Annotated in this window: 12 protein-coding genes and 1 pseudogene; 11 read left to right on the top strand and 2 right to left on the bottom strand. The window is 62.3% G+C overall.

What is annotated here, in order from left to right:
- Positions 1-7 precede the first annotated feature (7 nt).
- The 4 genes and pseudogenes from ACMGGN_RS09760 to ACMGGN_RS09745 form a co-directional block, all read left to right on the top strand.
- Positions 8-328, top strand: a complete 321-nt coding sequence (locus ACMGGN_RS09760) for an AHH domain-containing protein (protein WP_414156713.1) — start codon at positions 8-10, stop codon at positions 326-328.
- Positions 325-960, top strand: a complete 636-nt coding sequence (locus ACMGGN_RS09755; RefSeq protein WP_414156712.1) for an imm11 family protein — start codon at positions 325-327, stop codon at positions 958-960. The genes ACMGGN_RS09760 and ACMGGN_RS09755 overlap by 4 nt, the downstream gene beginning before the upstream one ends.
- Before the next feature lie 290 nt (positions 961-1,250).
- On the top strand, positions 1,251-1,598 hold the full coding sequence (locus tag ACMGGN_RS09750; protein ID WP_414156711.1) for a hypothetical protein: 348 nt from the start codon (positions 1,251-1,253) through the stop codon (positions 1,596-1,598).
- Between the two features lie 189 nt (positions 1,599-1,787).
- A pseudogene (locus ACMGGN_RS09745) lies at positions 1,788-2,077 on the top strand (hypothetical protein); the annotation flags it as partial.
- 181 nt (positions 2,078-2,258) lie between these two features.
- Here ACMGGN_RS09745 and ACMGGN_RS09740 read toward each other — a convergent pair.
- The gene (locus ACMGGN_RS09740) at positions 2,259-2,528 is read right to left on the bottom strand and encodes a DUF3077 domain-containing protein (RefSeq protein ID WP_281869777.1); all 270 of its coding nucleotides are present in this window, start codon (positions 2,526-2,528) and stop codon (positions 2,259-2,261) included.
- 164 nt (positions 2,529-2,692) lie between these two features.
- A complete protein-coding gene (locus ACMGGN_RS09735; RefSeq protein ID WP_115274965.1) occupies positions 2,693-2,935 on the bottom strand; it encodes a hypothetical protein in 243 nt (80 codons plus the stop codon).
- A gap of 476 nt (positions 2,936-3,411) precedes the next feature.
- Here ACMGGN_RS09735 and ACMGGN_RS09730 point away from each other — a divergent pair, with 476 nt between their 5' ends.
- The 7 genes from ACMGGN_RS09730 (at position 3,412) to ACMGGN_RS09700 (ending at position 12,595) form a co-directional block, all read left to right on the top strand.
- Entirely contained in the window at positions 3,412-4,581 is a 1,170-nt protein-coding gene (locus ACMGGN_RS09730; protein WP_115274964.1) for a M20 aminoacylase family protein, read from the top strand.
- Between the two features lie 60 nt (positions 4,582-4,641).
- On the top strand, positions 4,642-5,952 hold the full coding sequence (locus tag ACMGGN_RS09725; protein ID WP_046786359.1) for a citrate-proton symporter: 1,311 nt from the start codon (positions 4,642-4,644) through the stop codon (positions 5,950-5,952).
- Entirely contained in the window at positions 5,949-7,406 is a 1,458-nt protein-coding gene (locus ACMGGN_RS09720; RefSeq protein ID WP_414156710.1) for an amidase, read from the top strand. Before ACMGGN_RS09725 ends, ACMGGN_RS09720 begins: the two co-directional genes overlap by 4 nt.
- A gap of 69 nt (positions 7,407-7,475) precedes the next feature.
- Positions 7,476-8,249 carry an IclR family transcriptional regulator gene (locus tag ACMGGN_RS09715; protein WP_115274961.1) on the top strand — a complete coding sequence of 258 codons (774 nt, stop codon included), beginning with the start codon at positions 7,476-7,478 and terminating at the stop codon, positions 8,247-8,249.
- A 182-nt stretch (positions 8,250-8,431) separates the two neighbouring features.
- Complete coding sequence (locus ACMGGN_RS09710; protein WP_125923090.1) at positions 8,432-9,088, top strand: ABC transporter ATP-binding protein; 657 nt, start codon at positions 8,432-8,434, stop codon at positions 9,086-9,088.
- Positions 9,088-11,547 carry an ABC transporter permease gene (locus ACMGGN_RS09705; protein ID WP_414156709.1) on the top strand — a complete coding sequence of 820 codons (2,460 nt, stop codon included), beginning with the start codon at positions 9,088-9,090 and terminating at the stop codon, positions 11,545-11,547. Before ACMGGN_RS09710 ends, ACMGGN_RS09705 begins: the two co-directional genes overlap by 1 nt.
- Positions 11,537-12,595 (top strand): lipocalin-like domain-containing protein, encoded by a 1,059-nt coding sequence (locus ACMGGN_RS09700; protein WP_174141363.1) that lies wholly within the window; start codon positions 11,537-11,539, stop codon positions 12,593-12,595. The genes ACMGGN_RS09705 and ACMGGN_RS09700 overlap by 11 nt, the downstream gene beginning before the upstream one ends.
- The last annotated feature ends 3 nt before the right edge of the window (positions 12,596-12,598 follow it).

Below are 12,598 nucleotides of genomic sequence, written 5' to 3'. Positions count from 1 at the left end.
AGAAATCATGAAAAAGCCTCGTTACGCGAAAATGTTTAGCAAACTTCGATCAATGGGTTTTAATGATGATGGTGCTTCCAATGGTGTATTTTTACCGGGTAGTAAGAAGTTAACGCAAAATATAGATTTGCCTGGGCATTGGTCAAATCATGCTAAATATACTAAGATCGTGGAGACTAAGGTTTCTGCTTTGAATGACGCCTTTAGGGCTGGTAAGATTTCTGATGCGCAATTGGTCTTAGGTATAGGTAAAATTCAAAGTTTCGCGAGAGAAAACCTTACAAATAATACATTTGTAGTGGATACGATCACTGAGAGGCTTTTGTGAGTAGTTCTAATTATTACGTTTTGCGCTATAATCCGAAAGATAGTGGCTGTCCAGTCGTGCTGTCGGGCTTCTTTAATTTTACTGAATTTGAATGGGATCCACTTGAACCAAACCCTATGGGGTTGAGTGTAGAAAAGAAATATGTTTTAAAGCTGTCCGGATTGGAAATGGAGTTATCTGAGTTGGAGTTTGATTACTATAGCATAGGTGATACCTATGTTTCTAAAAGGTTTTTAGAGGCTTGCGATAAGGTCGGGGGAGAGTACAAGGCTATTCCTTTGGAAATAACCTATAAGGAACAGTCTAGAAAAGGAGATTTTTTTATTTTCCTTCCTGGTGAAAGTTTGGCGGCTCTGGATAAGGCTGAGTCGTTGTTCGAGGCATCCAAGGACCTAGAAACCGGCCTCGAAATTGAAAGTCATATATATCCTGGGGCTGTGAATATTGATGCTATAAGTAAGTTTGTAGTTTCCTCGGAGCTGCAGTCGGAAATTTTTAGATGCCAGGAAACCTTAGAACTATTTTGTAGTGAGAGCTTTAAGTCAGCGGCAACTGGCTTGAAGGGTGTTTCGTTTGAAATAGTTGATGATACTTACTCGTATGATGCATGGACTGAGTTGAGAGATATTTGAAGGTTTTGAGTGTGTTTTGCAAGGAGTAAGGTATTTTCTATTGTTGTTCGTTACGCCAGATCCTTAAAAATATGCAGCTGCGTTGGTGCGGCCTAGCCAGTGGCAGGGCCAGCGTTGTTTTTTTCTGGTGCTTAATGCTGAAAATTAGCACAACGAGGATAGATTTTGTGGTGCGGGGTCTTAGGCGCTATGGCGCGTTTATTCGGATGTCACCAATTCAGAATTTCATGAGCTGATAGCTCTAAATAAATTAATGTATCCTGGGGTGCGTAAATAAAGGGTTGTGTGGCATGAAAGACAAACAGTTTGTAGAGGCAGTGTTTGGCGAGCTTTTTTACAAAAACTTTGAACAATACAAAGAGGCGCTCCTAAAGCCAGTCAACAAGGATGATGATGCATATGCGCGTGCACGAAATGCTTTGTCACTACTTGACAACACTCAAAAGCAAGATGTTATTGGTTTTCTCAAGCTAGTCATTGCAGATAGTGCCTCCGTCATTCTCGGAACCTTAGATGGGGTTCATTATCTAGATAATCTGGTAGAGGACTTTGTATTGATTTGCGATAGTGAAGAGATTCAAGGTGATTTGCAAGATATTTTCATTGAAAAAGCACAAGAGGAAAATGTTTATGGCTGATCGGCCGTGATCTGTGCCTCCGGTATGGCTGGCTTAGGTGTCGAAAAGTTCTTGATTAAATGGTCTGGTGTTGCGATATGATCTTTAATAAATGGGGTTATTGAAATTAGAAGGGGCTCTAATGGTCCCTTTTTTGTTTATTTTGTTAGGGCTCAGGTGTAATAGCATGTCACTGAAATCTCATTGTGAGACGTGCCGCTGCAACGCATCGAAAACGCCCTCGGCCACTTCCTGCACTTCACCCCACCGCCGAAGGCACGCTGACCGACATCAGCGCCACCGGCGGCACCCGCGTGCACCTGCATTACTAACATCCGCTGGGCCGGCTGACCGACATCAAACGGGTGGTGAATAACGAAGCGGTCGAAACCCTGGCTCAATACCGCTACGACGAACACGGCCAGCTCAGCACGGTGATCAACCGCAACGGCGACACCGTGCGCAGCTTCAGCTCAGCCGACGACGTGATGGCAAAGCATCCGCTCAAGTACCCTGCAACATACTCAAGCAACGCAACCGCCTAGAAAGTGAACAAACCCGGTACGCTGCCTGGAGTGCCCTCGGCCTCACCTTTCATCACTTATGCCATTGCACCTGAACACACACAGAGCTGGCCCAGCACAACCTGTCACACGAGAGGCCAGACTGAAGATTGGATACCTACCGCTGCATCCCCAACTCGGCATCATCCAGCAGCGCCTTGGCCAGCGCGCTCAGGTAATAGGACGCCCAGATCAGTTGCGGGTTTTCTTCCATCAGCCCGGTGATGGTCAGGTCGCGCACACACCCCATCAGCTCCGAGGCTTGCTCCCGGGCATCTTGGCAGGGGATGCCTGGGGCGATGCAGAACAGGGGTTGGGTTTTGCCCTCTGCCTGGTAGAACATGGTTTTGCCGGGTGTGGTGTATTCGTTTGTGCCGTCTTTTGGCATTGGTTGGCTCCCTGAAAATGCGGGTGCCTGGGCTGGCCCTTTCGCTGGCAAGCCGGGCCCACACGGGTTCACCGAGCGCCTAAGGGTCGTCTACAACCTCAGGGGCGGCGCCGTGCGAGTGGTTAGCCTTTGAAAGAGCCAGGCCAGGCCTGACATGATGCGACTTAGTGCAGCGTTCTCGGCTCTGTCGGCATTTGCACTTGCGCCAAGGCCACCTCAAGCAATTTGCGCAAGGTTTCGAGCTCGTGCATGGAGGTCATGATCAACAAGGAGGAGGGCGATTTGGGTTGCATCATCATCGCCTGCTGGGCAACGGCTTCTGCGCAAAGTGCGTAGTCCGCAGCCATCATGAGTGTGTCTTCCAGGGAGTGGGAAGTGTGGGGTGGATCGGGGACTATCTTCAGCATGCTTACGCTCCAACAATGGTTGAGCTGCAAGCCGCCTTGCTGTCAAACAAGAGGGAGGCAGCTGTACGCGGGTTGACAGACCGAGATTGTTGGCACTCGGCGCACACGAAGGTGCCCGCACGTACAGCCGCCATAAGCGTATGCACACGGACAACAATCGACGGCCTGTCAAAGCCGGTCGCTGAATTGGCAGCGACCGGCCGAGACTATGGCCCACGTTTAGCGCGTGCAACGAAAAACAGGCGTCGGCAGTATCTTTGGGAAACGGACTACAAGAAAGGGAATTAATCTGATTTTTTCAGCCGTTTTCTGTAGGAAAACATCCCCGCCCATGTGATGTTCCACCACGTGAAACCACATTCAATTGTGCTCCCGCCCCACTCGCGCTTATCTGTCCGCAACCACGACCTGCCCAAACCGTCGTGATCTCAAAGCGAACAACAAGAACGGGACCCACCCGCGCGAGGAGATTCCACATGCAGCAACACCAGCACATCCTGGCCTGGCTCAACGACGTGGCCAGCGACCTGCACGCCATCCGCCACGATATCCACGCCCACCCCGAACTCGGTTTCGAAGAAAGCCGCACCGCGGCCCTGGTCGCGCAACTGCTCAAAGACTGGGGCTACGAAGTGCACACCGGCATCGGCAAAACCGGTGTGGTCGGCGTGCTGCGCAATGGCAGCAGCCCACGCAAACTGGGCCTGCGTGCCGACATGGACGCGCTGCCCATCGTAGAAGCCACCGGCGCTGAATACACCAGCCGCCATCAGGGCTGCATGCACGCCTGCGGCCACGACGGGCACACCACCATGCTGCTGGGCGCGGCACGCTACTTGGCGGCCACGCGCCAGTTCGATGGCACGCTGACGCTGATCTTCCAGCCGGCCGAGGAAGGCCAGGGCGGCGCCGAGGCGATGCTCGCCGATGGGCTGCTGGAGCGCTTCCCGTGTGACGCCCTGTTCGGCATGCACAACATGCCGGGGTTGCCGGCGGGGCACCTGGGCTTTCGAGAAGGGCCGATGATGGCTTCGCAGGACCTGCTCACCGTGACCATCGAAGGCGTCGGCGGGCATGGCTCCATGCCGCACCTGACGGTCGACCCGTTGGTGGCCGCAGCCAGTGTGGTGATGGCCCTGCAAACCGTGGTGGCGCGCAATATCGATGCGCAGGAGGCGGCCGTGGTAACGGTGGGCGCACTGCAGGCAGGCGAGGCGGCCAACGTGATCCCGCAGCAGGCGTTGCTGCGTTTGAGCTTGCGTGCGCTGAACGCCGAGGTGCGCGCGCAGACCCTGGAGCGGGTGCAGGCGATCATCCTCAGCCAGGCCCAAAGTTACGGCTGCACCGCCAGCATCGAACACCGCCCGGCGTACCCGGTGCTGGTCAACCACGCCGACGAAAACGCCTTTGCCCACCAGGTCGGCGTCGAGCTGCTCGGCGCCGAGGCGGTGGACGGCAACACCCGCAAGCTGATGGGCAGCGAAGACTTCGCCTGGATGCTACAGCGCTGCCCCGGGGCCTACCTGTTCATCGGCAACGGCGTGCAGCGGCCGATGGTGCACAACCCTGCCTACGACTTCAACGACGACATCCTGCTGACCGGCGCCGCCTACTGGGGCGCCCTGACCGAGCGCTGGCTCAACTAGGGAAGCTTCAAGCTGCAGCCCGCCGCCGTTTCTGGCCAACAGATTGATGGAGTGTTCCGCATGCAGACTTCACACACAGGCGCGTCGCGTACCCGGCAAGTGGTCGCGGCGGTCATCGGTAATGCCCTGGAATGGTATGACTTTATCGTGTACGGCTTTCTGGCCAGCATCATCGCCCGCCAGTTCTTCCCCTCCGACGACGAGTACGCCTCGCTGCTGATGGCCTTGGCCACCTTCGGCGTGGGCTTTTTCATGCGGCCGGTGGGCGGGGTGCTGCTGGGTATCTATTCCGATCGCAAGGGGCGCAAGGCGGCGATGCAACTGATCATCCGCCTGATGACGGTGTCCATCGCCATGATCGCCTTTGCCCCCAGCTACCTGGCCATTGGCATGGGCGCGCCGCTGTTGATCGTGGTGGCGCGCATGCTGCAGGGCTTTGCCACGGGCGGTGAGTACGCCAGTGCAACGGCGTTTCTGGTGGAAAGCGCACCGGCCCACCGCAAGGGGCTATACGGCTCGTGGCAGCTGGTGGGGCAGTGCCTGGCGGTGTTCAGCGGGGCGGGGATGGTCGCGCTGGTGACCCACCTGTGCACGCCTGAGGCGCTGGACAGCTGGGGCTGGCGGATTCCGTTCGTGATCGGTTTGCTGATCGGCCCGGTGGGGCTGTGGATTCGCAAGCACATGGAAGAACCCGAGGAATTCCTGGAGGCGCGCAAGCAGGCCAAGGGCCAGGCGCCCGGCCTGTGGCAGGTGCTGCGGGAGCATCGGCGCAGCCTTTTGGTCTCGATGGGCCTGGCCTGTGGTGCGACGGTGTCGTTTTACGTAGTGCTGGTGAACATGCCCACCTTCGCCCACAAAAACCTTGGCCTGCCACTGGACCAGGTGCTGCTGGTGCAGATGCTGGCCGTGGGCCTGATGACCGTGGTCATCCCCCTGGCCGGAGCGCTGTCGGACCGGCTTGGCCGGCGGCCGGTGCTGATGGCCTTTACCCTGGCATTTTTCGTGATGGTGTACCCGCTGTACGTGTGGGTGGCCGCAGCGCCGTCGATCGAGCGCCTGCTGGTGATGCAACTGCTGCTGTGCACCGCCATTGGCGGCTTCTTCGGCCCGGCGCCAACCGCCTTGGCCGAGCAGTTCCCGATCGAGGTGCGCTCCACCGGGGTGTCGGTGGCTTATAACGTGGCGGTGATGGTGTTCGGCGGCTTTGCTCCGTTGATTGTCACTTGGCTGAGCAAGGTGCTCGGCACCCCGGTGGCGCCGTCGTTCTATGTGCTGTTCGCCTGCCTGTTGACGCTGCTGGGCACCTATTGCCTGAAAGAAGCACCCCGCGCTGGCAAGGCTGTCGCTTTCAACCTTGGAGTTAAACCGTGAACCCGTTAGCCATCGACCCGATCGTCGCCCTCGATGCCCAGGCGCTGTCCGAGGCGATCCACGCGCGCCAGTTGTCGTGCCGTGAAGTGATGCAGGCCTACCTGGGCCATATCGAGCGCTTCAACCCGCAGGTCAATGCGCTGGTGTCGCTGCGCGAGGGCGCGGTGCTGCTGGCCGAGGCTGAGGTGCGCGACCGCGAGCTGGCCGCCGGCCAGTCGCGTGGCTGGATGCATGGCATGCCGCAGGCAGTCAAAGACCTGGCGGCCACGGCGGGGCTGCGCACGACGCTGGGCTCGCCGCTGTTTGCCGAGCAGGTGCCGGTGCATGACGCCATCAGCGTGGCGCGGGTGCGGGCGAGCGGGGCGATCATTGTCGGCAAAAGCAATGTGCCGGAATTCGGCTTGGGCTCGCAGAGCTACAACACGCTGTTCGGCACCACCACCAATGCCTACGACCACCGCCGTGTGGCAGGCGGCAGCAGTGGCGGCGCCGCAGCGGCGCTGGCCATGCGCCTGCTGCCGGTGGCCGATGGCAGCGACATGATGGGCTCGCTGCGTAACCCGGCAGCGTTCAACAACGTGTTCGGCCTGCGCCCCTCGCAAGGGCGGGTGCCGTACGGGCCAACGCCGGAGCTGTTCGTGCAGCAGCTGGCCACCGAGGGGCCGATGGGGCGCACGGTGACGGACGTGGCGCGGTTGCTGTCGGTGCAGGCCGGGCACGACCCGCGCGCGCCCCTGTCGCTCAGTGACGGCCCACGTGACTTTGCCGCCGGGTTGCAGCGCGATTTCAAGGGTGTACGGCTTGGCTGGCTGGGCAACTTTGACGGCTACCTGCCGATGGACGAGGGGGTGATGGGCCTGTGCCAGGCGGCGCTGGCAGACTTCGCCGAGCTGGGCTGCGAGGTCGAGGCGTGCCAGCCTGGGTTCGACCTGGGGCGTTTATGGCAATGCTGGCTCACCCATCGCCACTTCCTGGTGCACGGCAACCTGGGCGCGGCGTATGCCGACCCGGGCAAACGCGCAATGCTCAAGCCTGAGGCGCAGTGGGAAGTGGAGGGCGGCCTGCGCCTGACCGCGGCGGACGTTTACCAGGCCTCGCTGGACCGCAGCGCGTGGTACCAGGCGCTGGGTAAATTGTTCGAGCGTTACGATTATTTGCTGTTGCCGGCTGCCCAGGTGTTCCCATTCGACGCAGCCGAGCCATGGCCGAAGGTGGTTGGCGGGCAGGCCATGGACACCTACCACCGCTGGATGGAGGTGGTGATTGGCCCGACCTTGGCCGGCCTGCCGAGCATGAGCGTGCCGGTGGGTTTCAACGCCGCCGGGCTGCCGATGGGCCTGCAGATCATAGGCCCGGCCCAGGCCGATCACGCCGTGCTGCAACTGGCCTATGCCCATGAACAACTGACGCGCTGGGTAGCGCGGCGGCCGCCTGGGTGTTTGCAGGCGCGCTGAAAGCCCTGGGCAGGCCCGTATCTTGCTGGGCATGATGACCAACCACGCACAGACAGGGAGGTCGAACCCATGGGTATTACCGCAGACAGCGGTGGCGTGCGCTCGGTGGAGCGGGCACTGGCGATCGTTGAACTGCTTGGCGAGCACCAGGCGCTGGGGCTCGAAGAGCTGCACTACCTGACGGCACTGCCCAAGGCCACGGTATCGCGCATGCTTGCCACCTTGCAGGAACAGGGTTGGGTTTACCGTGGCCTGAGCGACCGCCGTTACCGCTTGTGTGCCCGGCGCCTGTTTGGCGACCGCCAGCTGCGCTTGAAGCGCCAACTGGTGGAACGCGCGGCGCCGCTGCTGCTGGAGCTTTGCGAGCGCACCGGGTTGGTGGCGGACCTTTCTTCTTTCGACGGCGAGCGGCTGGAGGTGATGGAAAGCGCCATTCCGCAGGTGCTGCGCAAGCGCTACCCGCACAACTGCCAGCTCGTCGGGCAGCATGCCAGCTTGTTTCACTCGGCCATGGGCCGGGCGTGCCTGAAGGAGCTGGCGCCGGCTGAGGTGCAGCGCCTGGCGACGCATGAGCGGGTGGGCGATGAAGCACTGTTGCGCGATATCGAGGCCGATGGGCACAAAGGCTTTGGCCAGCGCACCGAAGGGTTTTGGGAATACCCCGTGCGCTTGCCTTTCCTGATCCGGGCGATTGCCTTACCGGTGCGGGTGGAGGGGCGGCTGGCGGGCAGCATTGCGCTGCACTGGCCGCTGGACCAGGCACCGGTGGAGCGGGTGCTGAGCTTGCACCTGAACAGCTTGGCGGCGACGGTGGGGCAGGTGCAGCACGCATTGGTGAACTGAGGCGGCTGTACCGGCCTCATCGCCGGCAAGCCGGCTCCCACCGGGAGCCCACTGCACTCGATAGCGGTCTGTAGGAGCCGGCTTGCCGGCGATGAGGCCAGTGAAAACAGCACAAGCCATTTGCCCCAAAGCGGCGTTTGCAGCTATGCCTACAGTCTGACCCGGCAAATAAGGCCCCCCCAATGTTGGTCGTCGAGAACCTGTGCAAGTCGTTCGCCACCGCCCAAGGCCCGCTGCAGGTGCTGCGCGGGGTGGACCTGACGCTGGCACGCGGCAGCAGCCTGGCCCTGATGGGCGAATCCGGCAGCGGCAAGAGCACCTTGCTGCACCTGCTGGCCGGCCTGGACCGCGCTGACAGCGGGCGCATCCTGATCGATGGCCAACCCCTGGACAACCGCGGCGAAGCTGCCTTGGCACGTTGGCGGCGCGAGGGCATCGGCCTGGTGTTCCAGCAGTACAACCTCATCAGCAGCCTGGACGTGGCCGCCAACCTGGCCTTCCAGGCGCGCCTGGCGGGGCGCCATGACCCGGCCTGGGTAACGCACCTGGCCACCCGGTTGGGGCTGGCCCCGTTGCTGCAACGCTACCCGGAGCAACTGTCTGGCGGGCAGCAGCAGCGCGTTGCCATCGGCCGCGCGCTGGCCAGCAGGCCCTTGCTGCTGCTGGCCGACGAACCCACCGGCAGCCTTGACGAGGCCAGCAGCGACGAGGTGTTGGCGCTGCTGCTGCAGCTGGTGCACGAGGCGGGTAGCAGCGTGCTGATGGTGACCCACAGCCAGCGCCTGGCCGCCATGCTGCAGCGCCGCTGCGTGCTGCAGATGGGCCGGGTGCAGGGGTGATGAACAGCTTACGGATCACCGTGCAGGCCCTGTGCAGCCATTGGTGGCGTCACCGGCTGCAGTGCATCAGCATCTTCACCGGTTTGTGGCTGGCCACGGCCCTGTGGGCCGGCGTTCAGGCGCTCAACACCCAGGCGCGCAACGACTATGCACAAGCCAGTGCGGTGCTCGCCGGGCCTGCCCGCCCGCAACTGGTGGCACGTTCGGGGCAGCGCTTCGACCAGGCGCTGTATGTGCAATTGCGCAGGCTGGGCTGGCCGGTAACACCGGTGCTGGAAGGGCGCTTGCGCCTGGCTGCAGCGCCGCAGGTTGCGCTGCGCCTGGTCGGGATCGAGCCGCTTGGCCTGTTGCCGGGCATGGCCGTTGCCGGTGCCAATGTGCAGGGTTTTGACCTGCAGGCGTTCGTGGGTACGCCGGGGCAAGCGTGGGTGGGCCCGGACACGCTGCGCCAGCTGGGGCGCCAACCCGGCGAGCAGCTGACCACGGTGGACGGGCAAGTATTGCCGCCGCTTACCCTGCATGCGCAGCTGGCACCGGGTGTGGTGGTGGTCGACATCGGCCAGGCGCAGGCCTTGCTCAATGCCCCCGGGCAATTGTCGTGGCTGCTCAGCGACAGTGACCAGCCACTGCCGAGCGACATTGCGGCGAGGCTGAAGCTGCAGCCGCCCGGGGATGATGCCGACCTGCAGCGGCTGACCGCCAGCTTTCACCTGAACCTCACCGCCCTCGGCCTGCTGGCCTTCGTGGTGGGGCTGTTCATTGCCCATGCGGCCATTGGCCTGGCGCTGGAACAGCGGCGCGGGTTGATCCGCACCTTGCGCGCTTGCGGCGTGAGCTTGCAGGTGCTGCTGGCAGCCCTTGCCCTGGAGCTGGGGTTGTTTGCCGTGCTGGGCGGCGTGGCAGGCGTGGCTGCAGGTTACCTGCTGGCCGCACTGATGCTGCCTGATTTCGCCTCCAGCTTGCGCGGGCTTTATGGCGCCCAGGTGGCGGGGGAGTTGCACTTGCCGGCCACGTGGTGGCTGGCAGGCATTGCCGTCAGCCTGTTGGGCGCGCTGCTGGCGGGGCTCGACAGCCTGCTGCGTGCCGCGCGCCTGCCATTGCTGGCCTTGGCGCAGCCCCAGGCCTGGCGCCTGGCGCAAGTGCCGTGGTTGCGGCGCCAGGGTGTCGCCGGCGCTGTGCTGCTGATGGTGGCGGCGGGCTGCGGCTACCTGGGCAATGGGCTGCCCAGTGCATTCGGCATGCTGGCGGCTTTGCTGCTGGCGGCGGCGCTGGTGTTGCCGGGGTTGCTGGCGCTCTTGCTCGGCGGCCTGGCGCGGGTGTGCAAGCGCCCGCTGGCGCAGTGGTTCGTTGCCGACAGCCGCCAGCAACTGCCGGCCTTGAGCCTGGCGTTGATGGCGCTGTTGCTGGCCTTGGCCGCCAGTGTCGGGGTTGGCGGCATGACCGAAGGCTTTCGCCGCACCTTCATCGGCTGGCTGGACCAGCGCCTGGCCGCCGATGTGTACGTCACGCCCCGCGACAGCGCGCAGGCGCAGCAGATCTACGCGCGCTTGCTGGCAGACCGTACCGTCAGCGCGGTGCTGCCCAGCTGGCGGGTGGACTGGCGCCTGCAGCAGTGGCCGGTGCAGGTACAGGGGGTGGATGATCACCCGTTCTACCGCCAGCACTGGCCACTGCTGCAGCAGGCACCGGGCGCCTGGCAGGCGCTGGCCGCCGGCCGTGGTGCAATGCTCAGCGAGCAACTTGCCCGGCGCCTTGGCCTGGCTGTAGGGCAGACGCTGCAGTTGCCTGGCGAGCCGCCCCAGGCCATGACCGTGGTGGGCGTTTATGCCGACTATGGCAACCCCAAGGGCCATGTGCTGGTCAACGCCGGTTGGTTGGGTAGCCATGCACCAGCGGCCAGCCTCGCGGGTTTCAGCCTGCTAGTGCCGCCTGAACGGGTGGCTGCGCTGAAGGATGAACTGCAACGGCGCTATGCCCTGGATGACAATCAGGTGGTGGAGCAGGCCCGCCTCAAAGCCTGGTCCAGCGAGGTGTTCAGCCGCACCTTTGCGGTCACGGCGGCATTGAACAGCCTGACCCTGGGGGTTGCCGGCGTGGCGTTGTTCATCAGCCAGCTGACCTTGAGCCAGCGCCGCCTGGGGCAGTTGGCGCCGTTGTGGGCCTTGGGTGTACCACGGCGCTGGCTGGCCTGGCTGAGCCTGGGGCAAACGCTGATGCTCAGCTGCTTCACCGTGCTGCTGGCGATCCCCTTGGGCCTGCTGCTGGCCTGGTGCCTGGTGGCGGTGGTGAATGTGCAGGCGTTCGGCTGGCGTCTGCCTTGGCATGTATTTACCGGGCAACTGGTGCAGCTGGCCGTGCTGGGCCTGTTGACCAGCCTGCTGGCCAGTGCCTGGCCGTTGTGGCAACTGGCACGCAGCCAGCCAGGCGCGCTGTTGAGGCAATTTGCCGATGAGAGCTGAAACCTTGCTATTGATGGCTTGCCTGCTGCTGGCAGGGTGCGACCCGCCTGCGCCAGAACCCAAGAGTTATGCGGGCCTGGGTGACGATGCGGCGGCGTTCAGGCAGGTGATACCAGGGCATGCGCTGGAATTTCCACGTGACCATGGCGCGCATGGGGGCTTTCGTATCGAATGGTGGTACGTCACCGCCAACCTGCGCGATGCCCAGGGCCGTGACTGGGGTGTGCAATGGACGTTGTTCCGCTCGGCCTTGCGGCCTGGGCCTGAGACCTGGAACTGGAACAGCCCCAACCTGTGGATGGGCCACGCCGCGCTGACCGGCCCGGGCGGCCACCAGGTCAGTGAAACGCTCGCGCGCGGTGGGGTTGGCCAGGCGGGCGTCGAGGCACAACCGTTCCGGGCGTGGATCAACGACTGGTCGCTGCAGGGCAAACCCGGAGTCGACCGCCTGCAGATGCGGGCCAGGGGCCAAGGGTTTGGTTATGACCTTGCCCTCACCAGTGATCAGCCGCTGCTGCTGCACGGTGTGCAGGGTTACAGCGAAAAATCCGGCAAGGGCCAGGCGTCGTACTACTACAGCCAGCCGTTCTACACGGTTAGTGGCGAGGTCGAGCGCGAGGGGCAGCGGGTCGCCGTCACAGGGCAGGCCTGGCTTGACCGGGAATGGAGCAGCCAGCCGTTGGCCGCCGGGCAAAGTGGCTGGGACTGGTTTTCGCTGCACCTGGGCACGGGCGCCAAGCTGATGCTGTTCCAGGTGCGCGAGGATCACGGGCCGCCTTACCGCGCGGGCACCTGGGTCGATGCCCAGGGGCAGGCGCGTGCGCTGCAGGGCGGGCAAATCGAGCTGACACCGCTTGCCTGGACGCGGCAGGACAATGGCAAAAAGGTGCCCACCCGTTGGCGGGTCAAGGTGCCAGCGGTACAGGTGGATGTCGAGGTTGATGCGCTGGAGCCCAAGGCCTGGATGGGCACGCGCTTCCCTTACTGGGAAGGCCCGGTGCGTGTGGGTGAGCAGGGGCGTGGGTATCTGGAAATGACGGGCTATTGAGGT

It is taken from the genome of Pseudomonas sp. BNK-30, from assembly GCF_047456185.1.
In the GTDB taxonomy this organism is placed as follows: domain Bacteria; phylum Pseudomonadota; class Gammaproteobacteria; order Pseudomonadales; family Pseudomonadaceae; genus Aquipseudomonas; species Aquipseudomonas putida_E.
The sequence above is the reverse complement of the archived record's forward strand: the minus strand, read 5'-3'. Positions and strand labels throughout refer to the sequence as shown.